Source organism: Chitinophaga niastensis (assembly GCF_003014755.1).
Classification (GTDB): domain Bacteria; phylum Bacteroidota; class Bacteroidia; order Chitinophagales; family Chitinophagaceae; genus Chitinophaga; species Chitinophaga niastensis.
This window is the reverse complement of record NZ_PYAW01000007.1, coordinates 110,673-132,140: the sequence shown is the minus strand read 5'-3', so window position 1 is coordinate 132,140 and position 21,468 is coordinate 110,673. Positions and strand designations below refer to the sequence as shown.

The following is a 21,468-nucleotide window of genomic DNA, read 5'->3' as shown; positions in this document are numbered from 1 at the left end:
AACATGAGTAAAAAGAAGAAAGATAAAAGAAGCAGTAGTAACATTAGCCAAAAGAAAACCTTTAAAGGCATATTGGAAGTAACAAGGTCTGGAATGGCCTTTGTGATTGTAGACGGCCTTACAAAGGATATCATGGTGAAGCAGAAAAATCTGCAAACTGCCCTTGATAAAGATGAAGTGCTGGTTGATGTGTTGAAACAAGCCCACCACGAGGGCCGCATGGAAGGAGTAATAACGGATATCCTTAAACGAAATAAGACTGAATTTACCGGTACACTGCAGGTAAGCAAAGGTTTTGCTTTCCTCATCCCTGAAAAAGGGCTGTTCATGCCGGATATATACATCCCCGCCAACTCCGTTGGAGAAGCAAAGAGCGGCGATAAAGCCGTGGTGAAAATAGTAGCCTGGGGAGAAAAATCACGTAAACCGGTAGGAGAAATCGTTGAAATTCTCGATGCCAGCGATACCAACGATCTGGCAATGAAGGAAATCCTTATTGAAGCAGGATTCCCGCTCAGCTTCCCTAAAGAAGTAGTGGAAGAATTAAATACCATTCAGGAAAATATATCAGAAGCGGAAGTACAAAAGCGTAAAGATATCCGTAAGATCCTCACCATGACCATCGATCCGGTGGATGCAAAAGACTTTGATGATGCCATTTCTATCCGTCCCCTGAAAAACGGACTGTACGAAATAGGCGTACACATTGCCGATGTGAGTCATTACGTACTGCCAGGCACGGAACTGGACAAGGAAGCCGATAAAAGGGCTACCTCCGTATACCTGCCTGATCGCGTACTCCCCATGTTGCCGGAAAAAATATCCAATGAGCTGTGTTCTCTCCGTCCGCATGAAGATAAACTGACCTTCTCTGCAATGTTCCAGATGAATGAGAAGGGAGAAGTAAAGCAACACTGGATAGGCCGTACAGTCATCCATTCCAACCATCGCTTTACCTACGAAGAAGTACAGGAGATCATAGAAAACAAGGAAGGACCGTATCAGGAAGAAGTACTGCTGCTGAATAAAATTGCGCAAACCCTGCGTGCACAACGTTTCGCGCATGGTGCTATTAATTTCTCTTCACAGGAAGTACGCTTTAAGCTGGATGAAACCGGCAGGCCTATCGGCATTGTAATTAAAGAAAGTAAAGAAGCACATCAGCTGATTGAGGAATTTATGTTGATGGCCAACAAAACCATCGCAGCATACGTATCCAAGCTGAAAGTAAATAAACAACCCGTGCCTTTCCCTTACCGGGTGCACGATACACCAGATCCTGAAAAACTTAAAGTGTTCGCCTTATTTGCAGGCAAGTTCGGGTACAAGTTTGATCTGACCACACCAGACAGCATTGCACGCTCTTTCAACAAGATGCTGCAAATGGTGAAAGGCAAGCCGGAACAGCCTGTACTGGAAACACTGGGTATACGTACCATGGCAAAGGCCATCTATACGGTAAACAATGTAGGACACTACGGTCTTGGATTTGAAGACTATTGTCACTTTACATCTCCTATCCGCCGTTACCCCGATGTACTCGTACATCGTGTACTGGCAGAGTCTTTGGCCAATACTGTGAAGCCAGACAAACAAATGGAGCAGAAATGCAAACATAGCTCTGAAATGGAACGCAAAGCCATGGAAGCTGAAAGAGCAGGCAACAAATACAAACAGGTGGAATATATGCAGCAGTTCATTGGTCACACCTTTGATGGCGTGATCAGCGGGGTAGCGCATTTTGGTTTCTGGGTAGAAACCGTAGATACCAAGTGTGAAGGCCTGATAAGCATCCACAACCTGAATAAAAGAGAAGAGTTCCAATATAACGAAGGAGAATACGCCCTGGTGGGACAAAGCAGCGGTCGTAAGTTTCGTATAGGCGAAAAGGTGAGTATCAGGATTGTATCAGCCAATCTGGCCAAACGTCAGCTGGACTATGATCTGGAAGATGAACTCACCGGCACCGGCGAAGCAAGAGCTGCACAGCCTAAACGTCATGATGACAGAAGAGGTGACAGGAGAGAAGGTCACAGAGATGACAGAAGAGACGACCGGAAGAAAAAGAAAGAAAAACAACACGGAAATTATAATCAGCAGCAGCCATGGAAACAGGGTGCGCAGCGGTCGAGAGATCAGCGGCCTGCAGGCATGTCATCGCCGGAACCTGCACCATTACCAGTGGTAGACCAGGTAATCGTTGAAACGCATGTAGTGCCGGTTATACCAATACCAGCTCCTAAACCTAAGCCCGCAGCTCCTCATAAGAAAACGGAAGTAGCAATAATGAAGGCTGCAGCACCAGTAGAAGTGAAAGCGGTGGTAGAAGAAAAAGCAGTGGTAACGAAAGCACCGGCTGTTAAAGCGCCAGCGAAGAAAGAAGTTGTTATAGCAACACCCGTGAAGAAGGAAGTTGTTGCGAAAGCACCGGCTAAGAAAGAAGTCGCTAAAAAAGAGGTAGTAGACAAACAACCCGTGAAGAAGGAAGTGCCCGCACCCGCTAAAAAAGCACCTGCGAAGAAAGCGGTTGTTGCAGCAAAACCTGCGCCCAAGGCTAAGAAAGCGGCTGTAAAGAGTACCAGGGCTGCACCCGCACCTGCTAAAAAAGCAACCGCCAAAAAAGCAGCCGTGGCATCAGCTCCTGCAGCTAAGAAAGCTACCGCTAAAAAAGCCGTAACACCAGCACCTGCTAAGAAGGCAACGGCTAAGAAGGCGGCGGTTACACCAGCGCCCAAGGCTAAAAAGGCTACTGCAAAAAAGGCTACGCCGGCACCTGCTAAAAAAGCGGCAGTGAAAAAAGTGGATACCAAACCAGTACCAGCGCCTAAAGCAAAAGCAGTACCTGCAAAAAAAGCAGCAGCAAAACCAACTACGGCAGCTAAAAACAAAACAAAAAAGAGTAAATAACAAAACACGATCGACCTGAGATGCAGTCATTCAAAGATTTAATAGCGCAGTTTAGCCAACAGTTTGAGCAGCAACATTTTCCGGAACAGCCCAGTCAATTATACAATGCAGCATCCCATATACTGGGAATTGGCGGAAAACGGATACGTCCGGTATTATGCCTGATGGGGAACGAATTGTTTGACACCCTGCATCCGGATGCATTCCAGGTGGGTAATGCGGTAGAGCTTTTTCATAATTTTACCCTCATCCATGATGATATTATGGACAAAGCCCCGCTTCGTCGTGGTAAACCTACTGTACATACTATTTACGGCGACCCTGCGGCCATCCTGGCGGGGGATGTGATGCTGATCAGTGTATATGAGCGCCTGAATAAGGTACAGCCGCATTACAAGCAAAAGATCATCTCTGTATTCAATAAAGCTGCCATCGAAGTATGTGAAGGGCAGCAGCTGGACATGGATTTTGAAGCCTTGGACCCCGAAAAGGTACAATATGATGATTATGTACATATGATTGGCCTCAAAACCTCTGTATTACTGGCAGCCAGCTTACAGTTGGGCGGTATTATCGGTGGTGCCAGTGAGGGCAATCAGCAGCATTTATACGCTTTCGGTAAAAACATTGGTATTGCCTTCCAGATCCAGGATGATTACCTGGATGCCTTTGGAGATCCTGACAAATTCGGTAAACAACAGGGAGGGGATATCCTTGTCAACAAAAAGACATTCCTGCTGCTGAAAGCACTGGAACTTTGTAATCCGGTGCAGCGTGCCGAGTTAAAAAGACTCATGGAAACATCTCCCTCAGATAAAGTAGAAAAAGTGCTGGAACTGTTCCGTAGTTGTAAAGTAGACGAGTGGGCAGAGAAGGAAAAAGATCGTTTTCAACAGCTTGCGTTCCGGCGTTTAGATGACATTGCAGTTTTATCTAACCGCAAAACACCATTGATGGAGTTAGCTGATTATCTCTTAAACCGTCAGCAATAAGGTTTGTATTTAAAATCGCATTATATTCGCGCACTGTCAATCTAAACAACTGTAAAACGTAATTCCTCGCCAATGTCTAATTCGCTGTTTCGGAAAAAATCGCTTGCCACAATTATCAAAGATGCCAAAGATGGATTGGCAGACGGCCATGAAACAGGGGGGATGAACAAGGTGCTGAAGGTGAAAGACCTTACAGCCATGGGAATTGCAGCAGTTATTGGTGCAGGTATTTTTTCCACCATCGGAGAGGCATCTTTCCATGGCGGACCTGGTGTTTCACTGCTTTTTGTCATCACTGCTATCACCTGCGGCTTCTCAGCCCTTTGTTATGCGGAATTTGCATCCCGTGTACCGGTTTCCGGCAGTGCTTATACTTACTCTTACGTTACATTTGGTGAGCTTGCAGCCTGGGTAATAGGCTGGGCGCTCATCCTGGAATATGCCATCGGGAATATTGCAGTGGCCATATCCTGGAGTGGTTATTTTAATAACCTGCTGGGAGGGATAGGATTAAGTTTACCATCCTGGCTGGCCAGCAACTATGATAGTGCTACACCAGCTATTGTTGCTGCGGCACCTCATATTGCCGGTATCCCTGTGATCCTCAATTTACCGGCGTTTATCATCGTGGTACTGGTAACTTACCTGGCCTATGTAGGCATACAGGAAAGTAAGCGGAGTGCTAATTTTATGGTGGCCCTGAAGATACTGGTGATCCTGTTTGTCATTGTGGTAGGCTTCTTTTATGTAAATAAAGCTAACTGGCATCCCTTTATGCCCAATGGTTTTTCGGGTGTACTAAAAGGCGTGTCGGCAGTGTTTTTTGCCTACATCGGCTTTGATGCTATAAGCACCACTGCGGAAGAATGTGAGAATCCACAAAGGGATCTGCCTAAAGGTATGATCTACTCACTGATCATCTGTACGGTGCTATATATCCTGATTTCTTTTGTGTTAACAGGGATGGTGCCTTTTTATAAATTAAAAGTAGATGATCCGCTGGCTTTCGTATTTGACCAGGTACATTTACCCTGGATCAGCTACCTGATCTCTGTCAGTGCGGTAGTAGCTACTACCAGCGTGTTACTGGTGTTTCAGATAGGGCAGCCCCGCATCTGGATGAGCATGAGCCGTGATGGCCTGTTGCCAAAGCGTTTCGGTAAAATACATCCGCGTTTTCAAACACCTTCGTATGCCACTATCGTTACCGGTTTGCTGGTAGGTGTACCGGCATTATTTCTGAACCTGACCATCGTAACGGATCTGACCAGTATAGGTACCCTGTTTGCCTTTATCCTCGTTTGTGGCGGGGTTTTAATCCTGCCAAGAGAAGACAAGGCAGTGGTGAAACGGTTTCAGTTGCCTTATATCAACGGACAAATCATTGTGCCTGTACTGATCATCGGTTTGGCTATATTTTTCCGTCAGGAGATAGGGCAGAAATTTTCCTTTACCGGTGGCTGGGAAATCTGGAAACACAATATTCCATTCTATATTTTTGTATTGGTGACCCTCATCATGACAATGATGTCTGCCACCCGCAAACTCTCCCTGATACCCGTATTGGGTATGCTGAGCTGTTTCTATCTGATGACAGAAATAGCCCTTAAAAACTGGATTGTTTTTTCCATCTGGCTGGCCATTGGTTTAACCATCTATTTCCTCTACAGTTACTCACATAGTAAGTTGGGCAAAAAGGCATAATTCTTCGTAACTTCATAGTAGCTCTTTGATCTTAAAATTTGTATTTTATGAACAAGCTACAACAGATTGAACACTGGGGTAATGTGCACCATCCTAAATGGCTGGACATCGTACGTATGCTGCTGGGTGTAATCATTATGGGAATGGGTATTCTCTTTGTGCAACACAGAAATGACCTGGAAGCTATGATTAATGTAAATCCTGCACTCACAGTATTTACATTCTTTATTGCCCACTACATTGTATTTGTACATACAGTAGGCGGGTTGTTCATTGCAATGGGGCTTTATACCCGATTGTGCTCATTCCTCAACATCCCGGTACTGTTGGGGGCGGTATTCTTTGTTCACTCACCTACGGGCTTATTTGGGGCGTATCCTATGATGGGACTTTCGATCGTGGTCCTGTTCCTGCTGATCGTTTTCCTGATAGAGGGAAGTGGCCGCATTTCGGTGGATGAGTATATGCGCAGGCATCCGGAAAAACATGATTTTATGCATCCGGACAAGGAACATGTTTAGCATTTAAAATTTTCGTACTGCCATTCCTGTGAGTATTACCATTTTAATGGCATGGGAAACGTGTATCTCTGTCTAATTCTGCGAATATCAAATCTCTTCCATACAAATCCCCGTCAAATTTCTATTTTTGCAGTTCAGAAGAATGCAATTATGAAATACCAAATAGGCGACAAGATCCTACTGTTGAGTTCAAAAGAAGAGGGTACAGTAGTAGACCTGGTGAATGATAACATGGTGATGATAGAAGTGAAAGGCACATCTTTCCCGGTTTACCTGGATCAGATTGACTTCCCTTATTTTCACCGCTTCAGCCAGCAAAAGCTTGTGAAAGACAAGCCACGCCTGATTCCAGGTGATGAGATCAAAGTGGATAGAAGTAAGTATGAAGTGTTTAAAACAGATAAAGGCATGTTCCTGTCTGTTTTACCGGTATACCAGATGGAGGGTTTGGATGAAACAGTGAAGCTGATGAAGTTTCACCTGTTTAATGATACCCCCCATGCCATGCGCTTTTACTTCCAGATCTGGCTCAATAACCAGATGGATCTGGAAATAAAGAACGAGATACTGCCTTATAACCATTTTTATCTGGCAGATCTGATATTTGAATCACTGAATGATAACCCGCGATTTGAATTTACTTTTTTCCTGAAAGAGCCGGAACCCAAGCTGGCTACTTCTGTACAGAAGACATGGAAAATCAAACCAAAGCAAATGTTTGTGCAGCTGGAACAGTTGCGCACCAAGGCAGAAGCTACCATCACTTATCCTTTATTCGACAAATTTCCGGAGAGAGCACCTGAGCCGCCAGCTGCTGCAGAGCAGTCTAAAAAGAAGGCGCCAGTTACTACATTAGGTTCCGGAAATTTTGCCAGTTTACTGAGTAAAATTCAACTGCAACCGGAAACATCTCTTACACCTAAACAGGAAGTAGATCTCCATATTGAAGCATTGGAAAAGAACTGGAAAGGACTGAGCAATATTGCCATCCTTGCCATACAACTCAATGCCTTCCAGCGTTACATGGAGCTGGCTATTAGTCATCATCAGCATAGTTTGATTGTGATACATGGTGTTGGTAAAGGTAAACTGCGTGATGAAATTCACCAGGTACTCAAACAAACACCAGAGGTAGCTAACTTTGTAAACCAATACCATGCACGGTATGGATATGGTGCTACGGAGATTACATTTAAATAGCCAGGGAAGGCCTTCGGCCTTTGTCTTTTCTTTAGCAGGATTAGGCTGATTAGGCTGATTATGCTGATTTTATTTTCTTTTAAAAGATATCTATATCGTTTATAATATGCTTTTAGAAATCAGTAAGAATATTGATTGGAAAGAAATGAAATCAGCATAATCATCTTAATCAGCCTAATCCTGCTAAAGAAAAGACAAAGGCCGAAGGCCTTATTTTTCCGCTAAAATCTTAGCGTGTATTTAGCTTTCATTCCTTACCTTTGCGCTCCAACTACAAACCGTGCTATCGTTTCGCTGCCTTGTGCAGCGGGAAGGAAAGTCCGGACAGCGCAGAGCAACGCACCACCTAACGGGTGGGGCCTGGTGCATAACCGGGAACAGCAAGTGCCACAGAAAATAACCGTCCGCCTTCGGGCAGATAAGGGTGAAAATGTGGGGTAAGAGCCCACGGTGCAGGCAGGCAACTGTTTGTGCGGGTAAACCTTGCGTGCTGAAATGCCATGTATACGGTCGCTTGAGGGCTGCTCGTCCGATGACCGAGGGTAGGCAGATAAAGATGGTGTGTGAACGTCATCGCAGATAAATGGTAGCAGTTCATTCCGGCGTTGCCGGGGTGGGAACAGAATCCGGCTTATAGGTTTGTAGTTTTTTTCCTCTCTTCGCTTTTGATATGCAAAAATAAGCAGTTAACTTCCCGTTCATATTTAATCTCTATTTTATGAATCAAAAAGAAGAACGCACCTGGGGAACCCTTGTACACCTTGGAGGTATTATTGGAATGGCTATTTTACCTACGGTGGGTAATATCATTGGTGTACTGGTATTATGGCTCATCAAACGCAATGAATCCAAATTTGTTGATGATCAGGGTAAAGAAGCCATCAATTTTCAGATCACACTGAGCATTGCGGCAGTGATCATCAATATCATCAATAATATCAGTTTGGGATTGTGGTCATTGGCTAATTTCTGGCGACATACACGCGGGGATTTCTTCGAATTTTCCTGGGGTTGGACAGACCTGATAGGGGTGATATGGATAATTAACGTGATCTTCAGTGTTATTGCTGCGGTGAAGGCGAATAATGGTATCTCTTACAAATATCCATTGAGTCTGCGTATTGTTAAGTAATTTTTCAGCGGCAGCTATTACGTTTTGGAATAGCTGCCGCTGAAAATATGTTTAGTTCTTTTTAATTGCTTTAAGCTTCGCTCTGTGCTGTTTCTTACCCTTCACATTTTCTCCTTTGATAGTGGCAGCCAGTTTTAACGCATCATAAGCGTTTACCAATCCACCTGTAACAGACAAATCTGCAAAGTTTATTTTTTCATCCTGTGTACCAGGTTTGTTTACTTCTGTACTGCCGTCCGGTAAAGGCGAAGCGCTCTTTTCCAGGATGTACTTTAGTTGACGCGCACTCAGTTCCGGATAGTAGGAGAGTACCAAAGCGGCCACACCCACTACCACAGGTGCTGCCATACTGGTGCCACTGGCACTGCCGTATTTGTTGCCACCAGGAACAGTTGAATAAATCTGTACACCAGGTGCAAAAAGGTCTACTCCTTTTTTACCGTAGTTGGAGAAGCTGGCTACCTTATCATTACCTCTTCCGGTGCCGCTGGCACCTACTGTAATAATGTTGGTGGCTACTGTGCCATCCAGGTAATTGGGGTTCGGGAAATTGGGTACAGAATCGTTATTGTTGCCATCGTTACCGGCTGCATGCACCAGTAATACGCCTTTTTCCTCTGCATATTTTACAGCAGCATCTACCCAGTCTTTATGCGGTGAAAATGGTTTGCCAAAGCTCATATTGATGATCTGTGCGCCATTATCCACAGCGTAACGAATAGCCAGGGCTACATCTTTATCTCTTTCATCGCCATCCGGTACGGCTTTTACGGCCATAATGCGAACATTATCAGCGATGCCGTCTATACCCACGCCATTGTTCCTTGCAGCGGCAATAATGCCGGATACGTGTGTGCCATGGAAGGCAAACTTACCCATTACATCATTGTTGCCGTATTTGTTGTCTTTGATATCCTCGATGTTATCGCCTACAATTTTCTCTCTGTTGGTATTCGGCATTACATCTGTGCTTTCTGCTTTACGCTTCAGCTCATTCATGTATTCGTCAAACTCCATCTTGAAATCGCCGAAAGAAGCGGGTTCGTCACCGGCGCTTTTTAACAAACGGGTCATGAAGTTACGTGCCAGCAGTACATCCTGGTTAGTAGTCTGGATGCTGTCCAGCTGTGCTACGTTAAAATCATCTTTGTTGAGATATGTTTTCAGGATAGATTCACATTTGTTAACGTTCTCCTGAAGTTTAGCCATGCTTTTGTATTGCAGTTTAAACTGAGAATTAGGTTTCTCAATTTTCTCCTGCAATTTCTGCCAGGTGCCATATTCTTTAGAATCTTTTGCCAGTGCAGAATCCGGATTGCCATACTTGTTTTTATAACGGTAGTATTCACGGGTAGCTTCGTCGGAGTCTTCCTTTAAGCTGCTGCCGTCTTTACCTCCCAGGAAATTCCAGCCATGTATATCATCGACGTAACCGTTGTGGTCATCATCGATTCCGTTACCGGGTATTTCACGCGGATTGGTCCACAGTATGCCTTTCAGGTCTTCATGGGTAGTGTCAATACCGGAATCGATCACGGCCACAATAACGGGCGTGCTCTTTTTTCCTTTCAGTAATTCCTTGTAAGCTTTTTCTGTAGATGTACCGAATACGCTGTCGGTATCGTAACTAAGCAGGTGCCAGTTTTTTGGGGCCGGGCTTTTACTTTGTGCAACAGTGTTCGTTGTAACAGCAGTCATCAATGCAACACATCCCGCCAGGACTGCAACCTCTCGACTTAACAATTTCATATTCAACAATTTTCCCTATAAAATATAATAAACGACTTGAATATCATGATAAGGTTAAAGGTATATAAAAAGCGGTATAACATTAAATATTAATGATAAGCGCGCTATATATTGGTTGATTGGGAGATTCGCAGTGATTAACCAAAACGGGTAATCAGCCCATCATTATAACGGTTGTAACCATCTTATCCTGATTTGTTTGCTAAACAGATAAGGCAACCATCTGTCATAATACCCTTTGCCAATCAATCAGCTTGTCCTAGATTTAGTCAGTAGTTCCTTTCTTTCCCATACCTGCTCATCTGCCAAGTCTTGCTCCGGGACCTCTTTTCCCATTGGTAATGTATTGTCTCATTTTAATTAAAATTTGTCAGTCATGTTGAAAACTGCGATCATAGCCACTTTGCTGGCTTCCGGTGTGCAAGCATTTGCTACAGAACCGGATGTAACCACCATTATTTTTGTGAATGCTGCTGAAGTGGAAACTTCTCCATCTGCTGATCCGGGCTTAAGTGTAGCCGGATTGGAGCAAGCCAATCAGCTTACTACTTCCCTGGCGGATGTAGATATTGCAACTATTTATACTACATATGCAAATCGAGCAGTCCAAACTGTTACGCCGCTGTCTAAAGCCAGGCAACGCGGCCTTGATTATTTCCGGATTAACGACGATCCTGAGCTGATGAACAGTGTTATGAAAGACATGTTAAAGCGGAATAAAGGCAAAACCATCGTTATTTGTAGCGATCCTGAAAATATTCCTGCTATGGTACGGCACCTGGGTGTAAGGGGTAAAGATGTGAAAACCCTTTATGATAAAGGATGTGGACAGGTTTTGGTTGTGAAAGTCAGTGGGAATAATACGGCAGTAGCACAAAAGTTGAATATGAATATTCAGAAAAAAGTTTAATATTTATATCCGGAAGAGTATTTGATGGCTTCCCGCTATTGAATACTTTTCTCATAAGCATGGTTTCCGTTTAACGAAAAGCGGGGTTCTCTAACCTCGCTACTATTTTTAGAACCATGATAAGTCGGTGTATGTAGAAGAAAGTATGGCAGTGTTATTTTGTTTATGCTGCTCAAACGATTTTGTAATAAGAGTTTTATCAACCGCTTTTAAAAATCTGATCGGGTAGCACTTCCTGACATGAAAATTAAAAGCTCCGGGGCAGATGCCTCGGAGCTGAAGAAGTCGAAAAATTATTATCTTTTTTAGAGATCAAATTTAATACCCTGTGCCAGTGGTAAACTGGTGGAGTAATTGATGGTATTGGTTTGACGGCGCATATATGCCTTCCACGCATCAGAGCCACTTTCACGACCACCACCGGTTTCTTTTTCACCACCAAAAGCACCACCAATTTCAGCACCCGAAGTACCGATGTTGACATTCGCAATACCACAATCAGAACCAGCCTGGGAGAGGAATTGTTCTGCCTCACGCAGGTTCAGTGTCATGATGGCGGAGGAAAGTCCCTGTGGTACATCGTTTTGCATGGCAATGGCTTCTGTAAGTGTTTGATATTTCATCACGTACAAAATAGGTGCAAATGTTTCATGCTGTACAATGCGGTATACATTTTCTACTGCAGCAATACATGGCTTCACATAACAACCGGACTCAAACCCTGCACCAGACAGCACGCCACCCTCTACGAGGAAAGTACCGCCCTGTTGTTTCACCTGCTCAATAGACTGCTGATAAGCAGCTACTGCAGCTGTGTCAATCAACGGACCCACATGGTTATGCTGATCCAGCGGATTACCTATGCGCAGTTGCGAATAAGCCTTTACCAGCCTGGCGGTGAAGGCATCGTATACACTTTCGTGAATGATCAGTCTGCGGGTAGAAGTGCAACGTTGACCGGCAGTACCTACCGCACCAAATACTGCACCTATCAGTGACATGTCCAGGTCGGCATCCTGCGAAATGATGATGGCATTGTTACCACCCAATTCCAGCAGGGAACGTCCCAAACGCTCACCCACAGCAGCACCTACGCTCTTGCCCATACGGGTGGAACCGGTAGCGGAAACAAGTGGTACACGTGTATCATGTGCCATCCATTCACCTACTTCACGGTTGCCTGTAACCAGGGAACAAACGCCTTCAGGTACATTATTTGCCACAAATACGGTCTCGACTATACGTTGACAAGCCAACGCGGTTATCGGTGTTTTTTCTGATGGTTTCCATATGCAAACATTTCCGCTCACCCATGCCAGCATGGAGTTCCAGCTCCAAACCGCCACGGGAAAGTTAAAGGCAGAAATAATGCCGGTAATACCCAGCGGATGCCATTGCTCATACATACGGTGACCCGGACGTTCAGAGTGCATCGTTAATCCGTGCAGCTGACGCGATAATCCCACTGCAAAATCGCAAATGTCGATCATCTCCTGTACCTCACCATATCCTTCCTGCAGGCTCTTTCCCATTTCATAAGAAACAAGTTTTCCCAGCTGTTCTTTATGTTGACGCAGTGCTTCACCTACCTGGCGCACTACTTCACCTCTGTGTGGTGCCGGCCACATACGCCATACTTTAAAGGCTTCCTGTGCTACCGCCACTACCAGGTCGTAATCCTCACGGGAAGCGCTTTTCACGGTGGCAATCTTTTTATTATCTACGGGAGAAACCGAGATAATATCTGCTCCATGAGCCGGCAGCCAGTGTTTGCCGGTGCTTACACCACTCTGCTGTGCAGTGATGCCAAATACTTTTAAGATGTCTTCTACCATTGTCGGTGTATTATTAGACTAAATTAGGAACTTTTTTTTGTTTGAGCAGCGTAGGTGCTTTCAAAGATCTTATCGGCATTACCTGCTTCAAAACCTTCCCGCCTGTGCTGTCGCTGTATTTCAGCCGCCGGTAAATGTGCAAATTGCGGCAATACTTTCCGTTCGGCAAACTCTACATAAGAGCCCGCGATCTTAAATTTTTCGCCACCGGCAAATTCGGCTTCTATCATACGCGCAATGGTAGCGCTTTGTAACAGTCTGCCATCCGGGCTGGTTTTTATCTTACCGCCGGAATCATTTAATTTAAAGCCATGGTGCTCCAGGAACGTGTTGAAATCCGCTACGGTATTGTATCCTGTAGGCAGGTTGTGTACACTCACCGTAAAGTGATTCAGGTAATAACGGTTATAAATTACCCATGCCGCGTATTCACTTTCTGTTGCCAGCGCCTTGTAATCCGCTAGGGTAGGGGTACGCCACAGGGCACTATGTAAAAAAGTGTCTACTGCTTTACTATCATTAAAATCGAGTGTATTAACCGGATCTGTTTTTACTTCACTGGTATAACTGTGGATGATGTTTTGCGCTTCCTGACTCAATTCACTTACCCGCAGTTCGCTGATAAAGATGCGTGGGTACTGTGGCTCAGGAGGTGCATACCACCAGGCATCCAGCTTCTTGGCAGGAAAGTGATAAGTGTCCATTTTCGTATAGCCGTAGTGGAGAAAAATTTTCTCCAGCGACTGTACACCTAATTGCGGCACCCCCATTGTTCTGAAAGCGATATGATCGTTTTCAATATCATCCGCATTTTTGATGATGCCTTCCTGTATCATGGCAGCTATTACTGCTGCTACATCCGGCACCCGCTGCTGATAGCGGTCCATCAGACCCTTTAATACCTCTTTTAACATGGCACTTTTTTTTGAGCTGTTAGTTATTAGCTTTTAGTTTAGCCATTGGTCTTCAACTAAAAGCTAATGACTAAAAGCTAATAGCTAATTATAATATACCGCGAAGCGGTTGTTGATTAAATCTTTGAATTCCACATCTTCCTGGCGTACAAAGCCACTGGCCGGCAGTTTGCCTTTTGCATGGAGGTCTATTACTGCACAGGCTGCACCTGCTGTGGTGAGCTGTATAGCAGTAAAATCTTTTCCTGCTATCTCCTGGTTATAGATCTTACGGGAGTAGGAACGCTGCACAGAACGGCCGTTGACCATTCCCGAAACAGACACAAAAACTAATACTACATCCTGCGGAGTGAAAGGTATGCTATCTTCCATAATCTCCTTCAATAAATCCCGCTTTTTATTGAGTTTCAGCTCGTTCAGCAGTACTTTCATGAGACTGCAATGGCCAGGGTAGCGCACGGTTTTATAGTCCAGGTTGTACACTTTATCTTCCAGTATTTCCGCTAATGCGCCTAATCCACCGGAGGTGTTAAAAGCTTCGTATTCTACGCCATCCAATGCAAAGCGCTCATAACCTTCCATCGGCATTACTTCCTTGCGTTCGCCTTCGTAGATGGCATCACAGGGATTGCAGTATTCATTAATGAGACCATCGGTGCTCCAGGTAAGATTATACATCAAACTGTTGGTAGGAAACTGCGGTAAAGCGCCTACACGCAAGCGAACGGCGTCCAGTGTATCAAATTGTTTAGCGATATCAAAAGCTGCGATGCTGATGAAACCCGGTGCCAGTCCACATTGTGGCATGAAGCTTACATTGGCTTTGCTGGCTATTTCACGAATAGCATTGGTAGTAGCCACATCTTCTGTTAAATCAAAATAATGCGTTTGCGCTTTGGCAGCAGCAGTAGCAATTTTTACATTCAGGAAAAAGGGACAGGCACTCAATACCATGTCCTGCGCTTCCAGGGCTTGTTCCAGCTCTGTGGCGTTGTTTACATCCAGTTTTGTTTTACGGATACCTTCATCCGTACATTTCTGCAATAATGCTTCGTTACTGTCTGCCAGTGTTACCTGGTAGTCGCCGGACTGCTGCAATAAGAAGGCTGCTGTTTCGCCGATCTTACCGGCACCGATAATCATAACACGTTTCATAATCTGAATGGGAATTATAGTGATGAATGAAGCAATTGTTGCTTCCTGTTCAGTGAATAAAAATCAACTGCATCACTGTAAAACGTATGGGCATGATCGTGCCTTCTCTGATATAAGAGGCCCTTGCCGGGTAAAATTTACCAAAGCAATTAAAATAATTACAGCAGCCATTAATAAAATTAATGTCAGCGTAGCCAATACGTGTCACAGTGAACCGCTTACCGCGGTAATGCAAAAAAATGTAAGGAAGAATTAACTGCCCTTGTGCTACCTATGGCACATGGGAGCAGGTGCTCCGTAGATAGGAGAGTAGAGAAAGCTGTATGTTTAACAGATGATTCATTAAACTTATAAAAGTGCGCAGCGAATATAGGGAAAAAAATTGTCTTTCTCAGGATTTGACTGGAAAATATCTGAACTGTGATTTCACTGATTAGTATGATTATCCTGATGAGCGAAGATTAAATAGAAGATAGATAGAGAATTTTTCATCTCGCTTTCTATCTTCGCTCATCAGGATAATCATACTAATCAGTGAAATCACAGTTCAGACAATCGTGTCAGCGAAGCTGACTAATATTGCTCATTTTCATTCGGAAAATCTTTCGCTTTTACATCGTTGATATATGATTGCGTAGCATCAAAGATCTGGCTGTAAAGGTCCAGGTAACGGCGAAGGAAACGTGGTTTGAATTCTTTGTTGATGCCTAGCATATCATGCATAACCAGTACTTGTCCGTCTACATATTTACCGGCACCGATACCAATGATGGGAATTTCTACTGCTTCAGCTACTATTTTAGCCAGTGATGCAGGAATCTTTTCCAGTACGATAGCAAAACAACCTGTTGCCTGCAAGAGTTTGGCGTCGCTGATCAGTTTATTGGCTTCCGCTTCTTCAGTAGCACGTACTGCGTAAGTACCAAATTTGTAAATAGACTGAGGGGTAAGACCAAGATGCCCCATTACCGGTACACCGGCAGAGATAATGCGTTTCACGGATTCAATGACCTCTTCACCACCTTCAATTTTCACCCCATGCGCACCGGTTTCTTTCATGATGCGGATGGTAGAACTGAGTGCTTCCTTGGAATTGCCCTGGTAGGAACCAAATGGAAGATCTACAATGACAAAGCAGCGCTTGATGGCTCTCACCACGGAAGCAGCATGATAAATCATCTGGTCAAGTGTAATAGGCAAAGTCGTTTCATGGCCTGCCATTACATTGGAAGCAGAATCACCTACAAGCAGAATATCTATACCTGCATCATCAAAAATACGGGCCATGGAGTAATCATATGCAGTGAGCATTGATATTTTTTCTCCATCCACCTTCATCTTCTGCAGTATATGCGTAGTGATGCGCTTTATTTCTTTATTCACGGACATAAGCAGTTAGCTTTAAGCCTTTTAGCTGTTAGCAATAACTACAAAGGTGATAATATAAAAAGATAAAAGGAAATGTTTTTTATGTGTGGTGTACAGCTAATGGCTGGCGATGGCGATCTCTCCATATAATGCATGGATAAGACCATCTGCCAATCCGATTTTAGGCACATAGATCTCAGGTGCATCTGCCCAGCGCATTACATTTACATAGATCTGGAGGGCAGGTACGATTACGTCTGCGCGGTCTTCCCGCAGGTTGTACAGGTGAATGCGTTCTTCTACTGTGAAGCTGTTAAATTCCTTGTAGTAATCTTTCAGTGTATCCAGCGAAAGTGGTTTACCTTCTTTGCGTTTGGAGAGAGAAAATATTTTGTTGATGTTGCCACCGGAACCGATGGCTATAACGGGTCCTATGTTTTTCAGTTGTTGTTTCAGGAAGTCTTTCATTTGCTGCCATGCAGCCTCTGTAACCTGTTGTTGTAACAACCGGATGGTGCCAATATTAAAAGATTCCTTGAAGATTTGTTTGTCGCCGCTGAAGAGGGTGAGTTCCGTACTACCGCCGCCTACATCTATATACAGATAGGACTTTGTTTTATCCATGTTTTCGGCCACATGGTTTTCGTAGATGAAAGAAGCTTCTTCCTGACCGGAAATAATTTTGATATCAATACCGGTTTGCGCTTTTACTTCCTGCAGTAATACAGTACCATTGCTGGCATCACGCATGGCGGAAGTGGCGCAGGCTTTGAGATACTTTACTTCATATACATCCAGCAGGAGTTTGTAAGCCCTGATAGTGTCTATGAGATGTGTTGCTTTCTTATCAGAAATACTATTGTTGGTAAATACATCAAATCCAAGTCGCAACGGTACCCTTACCAGGTTTAATTTGGTAAAGTCCATAACTCCTGCGCTGTTGGGGGATGCTTCTGAAATAAGCAGCCTGGCAGCATTAGAGCCGATATCAATAGCAGCTAATTTCATCTTTGAATCGTTATTTAAAAGAGCAAAAGTAAAACATTTTACCAGTTTGTTATGCAGATATTTAGTTTATCAGCAGCTATTGATTGGTAACAAAATAGCCGCATAACAAAAAAGTAAAAAAATAAAGTCTTATTGGTATTGCTTTTCATGCAAATACTTATAGATCTCCAATTGTGTTCTTATCTTTTTATCACCTTCCTTTTTATATTCATTTTTCTGTGCATTATCCAGTATACGCGCTTTCACATTACCACTCAGCTGGATTTGCATGATATCTATCAGTTCTTTACGTATAGCCGGGTCCGTTATAGGCACTGCGGCCTCTACGCGGTGATCAAGGTTTCGTACCATCCAGTCGCAGGAAGCGATGTATACTTTTTCCTGGCCTCCATGGTGAAAGATGAATACCCTGGCATGTTCCAGGTATTCGTCTACGATACTTACACCGGTGATATTTTTTTTCCATTTTTTGTTTTCCGTATAGGCGCAACAGATACCTCTGATAACCATTTTAACATCTACACCTACTTTAGCAGCTTCGTAGAGTTTGGCTATCAATATTGCATCGGAGAGCGAATTCATCTTAACGGTGATGCCGGCTTTCTTTTTATGTTTGGCATTTTTGATCTCGCGGTCTATCAGTCGCAGGAACGTATCGCGCATGTTAAGCGGACTTACCGGCAACGTTTTGCAGCCTTCCAGTATTTTAACATCATGGCGGGGGCTTTCCAGGTAAGCAAAGAGCCGGTTCATATCTGCTATGATAGCGCGGTTGGTGGTGAGCAGGCAATGATCGCCGTATACACGGGCAGTTTTTTCATTGAGGTTACCGGTGCTTACAAAGCCACACTGCAGGGTTTTGGTACCTATCCGTTTTTTGATCACACATAATTTAGCGTGTACTTTCATATTGGGGATTCCCAACAATACTTTCACGCCTTCTTCTTCCAGTCTTGATTTCCAATCGATGTTAGCTGCTTCGTCAAAGCGGGCGCGGAGTTCCAGTACTACCGTTACCTGTTTACCGTTGCGAACGGCATTGATCAATGCATTTATTATCTTGGAATTACGGGCAAGCCTATACGCAGTTATTTTAATAGAAGATACATTGGGATCAATGGCAGCTTCTCTTAACAGATCAATGATGGTATCGAAGGAATGATAAGGGAAATGCAGCATTACATCCTGCTGTTGAATCACATGCATCACGCTGGGTGCATTCATGAAAAGCGGATGTATAAAGGTTTTGCGTTGTGTATGTGGTGGGAAAATGGATTCCGGGAAATCCATAAAATCCTTGAAGTTATGGATACGTGCACCGGGAATGAGGTTGTCTTTTCCTGACAATCCTTGCCGGCGCATCAGGTATTCCAGTAGCAGGGGATCAATATCTTTATCGTATACAAACCGTACCGGCTTGCCTTTTCGGCGATCTTTCAGTCCTTTTTCGATTTGATGAATAAGGCTGTCTGAGATATCATTATCAATATCCAGTTCCGCGTCCCGTGTTACTTTGATGATGTGCGCAGAAAATTTATCATAACCGAAATAAGAGAAGACATTAGGTAAACAGAAGCGTACCAGGTCTTCCAACAGAATTATATCATGCTCACCTTCTTTGGAAGGCAGGATAATAAAGCGGGGGAGTACAGTGGTAGGTATTTCGATGAGGGCAAATTTTTGTCGCACTGAATTATCCTGACGGGCCAGTACTACGGCCAGGTAGATGGATTTATCGCGAAGGATCGGGAACTGTTGTATACTTTCGATCATCAGGGGGATGATATTTGTACGTACCTGTTCGTTGAAAAAGTTCTGTACAAATTTTTGTTGTTCCCTACTGAGGTGTTTTTCTGTGCGCAGAAAAATATGCTGTGCTTCCATTTCGTTCGCGATGTCTTTCCATACCCGGTCAAACTCGCGCTGCTGGTCTATTACATTGACCTGAATTTCTTCCAGTATTTTATCCGGATTTTCTTCAAGATGCATTTTGGAGGATTTGCCAAAAGACATCATTCTTTTTAGGGTGGCTACTCTTACTCTGAAAAATTCATCGAGGTTGTTGGAAAAGATACCTAAAAAACGGATGCGTTCATGTAATGGTACGCTTTCATCTGCTGCTTCCTGTAGTACTCTTGCATTAAAAGACAGCCAGCTGATATCTCTGGCAATCATTTTTTTCTTCTCTACAATGGGCTTCTTCTTTGTTATCTTTTTGGTTAAAATTGCTTCGGGCATTGTCATAATATCTAGGTTCTCACCATTCGGCAAACGCATACAAACTTATTTACATTCAAAAAATTCACGTCATCTAAGCTACGATGATACAGCTTTCAGTTAAAACGGAGTATTAAATTAAAGTTAATGAAAAGCAGGGAGAATGAGTGTGTTTGTATTGTCTGAACTGTGATTAATATGATTTTTATGATTATCCTGATGAGCGAAGATTTTAGCGGATATTGTCTGAACCAGGATTTTTAAGATTGAATGGATTACCCTGATGGGTGCAGAAGCTCAAAGCAAAGATATTCGCGTATATCATCCGGATAAAATAAGATAACACCCATCAGGGTAATCCATTCAATCTTAAAAATCCTGGTTCAGACAATATCCGCTAAAATCTTCGCTCATCAGGATAATCATAAAAATCATATTAATCACAGTTCAGACAATTACACTTTTTTAGGCTGCTTATTGTAAATAGGCAACGCCACCAGGCTGATGAAGCCCAGCAAAATAACAAGCAGTGTTTGTGCCACCCAGATGATCCATCCAAAGGCAAATCCGATAGCATACGGGATACCATAGAGCTCCAGGGCTTTTTGCACCAGTGGCTGATATGCGCCGATACCACCGGGGGTAACGATCATGCCTACACTACCAATCATGAGCACTGCCAGAGCGGCACTGATACCCAGGTGAGTGGTTTCGGTAAGGCAGAAGAAGCCGATGTATACCTGTGAGAGGTAGCAGGACCAGATAAGAACGGTTTGCACCAGGAACCAGCCTTTGTTTTCCATTTTGCCGATAGAGAAAATACCTTCCATAACGCCTCTGGCGAGGTTTCTGATAGTGATGGCAACTTTGGATCTGGCAAAGCGGCGCAGCAGCCAGAGAAAGAAAACGATGAACAATGCCAGTATTACTATGCCGATGAGTAGTTGTGTGCCATTGGCATTAGCTACTTTACGGGAGAGTGGCTGAAAAATATCATGATTCACGTAGGTGCCGAGTACATCCAGCTGGGTTAAAACCGTGATGGCCATGAGCAGGAGCAAACAAACCATATCCACTGCTCTTTCCGCGATCATAGTGCCTACCAGTTTATCGGCAGGTACTTTTTCGTATTGTGCCAGTATGCCGCAGCGGGTAACTTCCCCGAGGCGTGGTACAGCGAGGTTGGCCAGATAACCCACCATAACGGCAAAAAAAGTGTTCAGGGTAGAGGGCTGATGTCCCAGTGGTTTCATCAATAGTTTCCAGCGGATAGCGCGGAACCAGTGACTGGCAACACCTATTACCATAGCCGGTATTACAAGCCAGTAGTTGGCTTTACGAAATGCGGTATAGATCTGGTCCCACATGACATTCGTGATGTCTTTTGTGAAGAGCCATATTAGCAGCACCCCAATGCCGAAAAAGCAAATAAACTTAATGACGTTCTTAAGCATTTTGGGCATAATCCAAAGTTATTTTAGGGTGTTAATACTGTAATCAGGGTTTAGAGTTTATTCCCTTCTTTAGGGAATACGGCAATAGGTTTGTATTTTTTAGCTTCTTCAAAATCCATTGTTGCATAGGAAATAATGATCACAACGTCGCCCGGGGCTACGAGGCGGGCAGCAGGGCCATTCATACAGATTACACCGGAACCGCGTTTGCCTTTAATGACATAGGTTTCCAGTCTTTCTCCGTTATTTACGTTTACTACCTGTACTTTTTCATATTCGATTAAACCAGCTGCATCAATCAGGTCTTCGTCAATCGTAATGCTTCCAACATATTGAAGATTGGCTTCCGTAACTACCGCGCGGTGAATCTTACACTTTAAAATTTCGATTTGCATAATTATA

16 protein-coding genes and 1 other RNA gene are annotated in these 21,468 nt (G+C 43.9%); 8 read left to right on the top strand and 9 right to left on the bottom strand.

Going from position 1 to position 21,468, the window contains the following annotated elements:
* The first annotated feature begins 3 nt into the window (after positions 1-3).
* The 7 genes from rnr to CLV51_RS24550 all read left to right on the top strand — a co-directional run bounded on the left by rnr (position 4) and on the right by CLV51_RS24550 (position 8,456).
* On the top strand, positions 4-2,907 hold the full coding sequence (rnr, locus tag CLV51_RS24585; protein WP_211302112.1) for a ribonuclease R: 2,904 nt from the start codon (positions 4-6) through the stop codon (positions 2,905-2,907).
* Between the two features lie 20 nt (positions 2,908-2,927).
* Positions 2,928-3,899: a polyprenyl synthetase family protein gene (locus CLV51_RS24575; RefSeq protein ID WP_106530756.1), complete on the top strand. Its 972-nt coding sequence runs from the start codon at positions 2,928-2,930 to the stop codon at positions 3,897-3,899.
* Positions 3,900-3,971: 72 nt separating this feature from the next.
* Positions 3,972-5,603 (top strand): amino acid permease, encoded by a 1,632-nt coding sequence (locus tag CLV51_RS24570; protein ID WP_106530755.1) that lies wholly within the window; start codon positions 3,972-3,974, stop codon positions 5,601-5,603.
* 47 nt (positions 5,604-5,650) lie between these two features.
* Complete coding sequence (locus CLV51_RS24565) at positions 5,651-6,124, top strand: DoxX family protein (protein ID WP_106530754.1); 474 nt, start codon at positions 5,651-5,653, stop codon at positions 6,122-6,124.
* Positions 6,125-6,274: 150 nt separating this feature from the next.
* A complete protein-coding gene (locus CLV51_RS24560; protein WP_158267142.1) occupies positions 6,275-7,324 on the top strand; it encodes a Smr/MutS family protein in 1,050 nt (349 codons plus the stop codon).
* A 270-nt stretch (positions 7,325-7,594) separates the two neighbouring features.
* Positions 7,595-7,974: RNase P RNA component class A (rnpB, locus tag CLV51_RS24555), an RNA gene on the top strand.
* 68 nt (positions 7,975-8,042) lie between these two features.
* Positions 8,043-8,456, top strand: coding sequence for a DUF4870 domain-containing protein (locus tag CLV51_RS24550; protein WP_106530752.1), 414 nt, complete (start codon positions 8,043-8,045; stop codon positions 8,454-8,456).
* 51 nt (positions 8,457-8,507) lie between these two features.
* Here CLV51_RS24550 and CLV51_RS24545 read toward each other — a convergent pair whose 3' ends face one another.
* A complete protein-coding gene (locus CLV51_RS24545) occupies positions 8,508-10,205 on the bottom strand; it encodes a S8 family serine peptidase (RefSeq protein ID WP_211302111.1) in 1,698 nt (565 codons plus the stop codon).
* A 376-nt stretch (positions 10,206-10,581) separates the two neighbouring features.
* Here CLV51_RS24545 and CLV51_RS24540 point away from each other — a divergent pair, with 376 nt between their 5' ends.
* Positions 10,582-11,115 carry a histidine phosphatase family protein gene (locus CLV51_RS24540; protein WP_106530751.1) on the top strand — a complete coding sequence of 178 codons (534 nt, stop codon included), beginning with the start codon at positions 10,582-10,584 and terminating at the stop codon, positions 11,113-11,115.
* 305 nt (positions 11,116-11,420) lie between these two features.
* On the opposite strand, the gene amaB is transcribed toward CLV51_RS24540, so the two are convergent.
* The 8 genes from amaB to panD form a co-directional block, all read right to left on the bottom strand.
* Positions 11,421-12,950 (bottom strand): L-piperidine-6-carboxylate dehydrogenase, encoded by a 1,530-nt coding sequence (gene amaB / locus CLV51_RS24535; RefSeq protein WP_106530750.1) that lies wholly within the window; start codon positions 12,948-12,950, stop codon positions 11,421-11,423.
* 23 nt (positions 12,951-12,973) lie between these two features.
* A complete protein-coding gene (locus tag CLV51_RS24530) occupies positions 12,974-13,864 on the bottom strand; it encodes a DUF1338 domain-containing protein (RefSeq protein ID WP_106530749.1) in 891 nt (296 codons plus the stop codon).
* 84 nt (positions 13,865-13,948) lie between these two features.
* Positions 13,949-15,019 carry a saccharopine dehydrogenase family protein gene (locus CLV51_RS24525; protein WP_106530748.1) on the bottom strand — a complete coding sequence of 357 codons (1,071 nt, stop codon included), beginning with the start codon at positions 15,017-15,019 and terminating at the stop codon, positions 13,949-13,951.
* A gap of 573 nt (positions 15,020-15,592) precedes the next feature.
* Positions 15,593-16,408 (bottom strand): 3-methyl-2-oxobutanoate hydroxymethyltransferase, encoded by an 816-nt coding sequence (panB, locus tag CLV51_RS24515; protein WP_106530746.1) that lies wholly within the window; start codon positions 16,406-16,408, stop codon positions 15,593-15,595.
* Positions 16,409-16,504: 96 nt separating this feature from the next.
* Complete coding sequence (locus CLV51_RS24510; protein ID WP_106530745.1) at positions 16,505-17,395, bottom strand: Ppx/GppA phosphatase family protein; 891 nt, start codon at positions 17,393-17,395, stop codon at positions 16,505-16,507.
* A 129-nt stretch (positions 17,396-17,524) separates the two neighbouring features.
* Positions 17,525-19,672 carry a polyphosphate kinase 1 gene (ppk1, locus tag CLV51_RS24505; RefSeq protein WP_106530744.1) on the bottom strand — a complete coding sequence of 716 codons (2,148 nt, stop codon included), beginning with the start codon at positions 19,670-19,672 and terminating at the stop codon, positions 17,525-17,527.
* Between the two features lie 395 nt (positions 19,673-20,067).
* A complete protein-coding gene (locus CLV51_RS24500) occupies positions 20,068-21,075 on the bottom strand; it encodes a lysylphosphatidylglycerol synthase transmembrane domain-containing protein (protein ID WP_106530743.1) in 1,008 nt (335 codons plus the stop codon).
* 41 nt (positions 21,076-21,116) lie between these two features.
* Complete coding sequence (gene panD / locus CLV51_RS24495) at positions 21,117-21,461, bottom strand: aspartate 1-decarboxylase (RefSeq protein ID WP_106530742.1); 345 nt, start codon at positions 21,459-21,461, stop codon at positions 21,117-21,119.
* Positions 21,462-21,468: the final 7 nt, after the last annotated feature.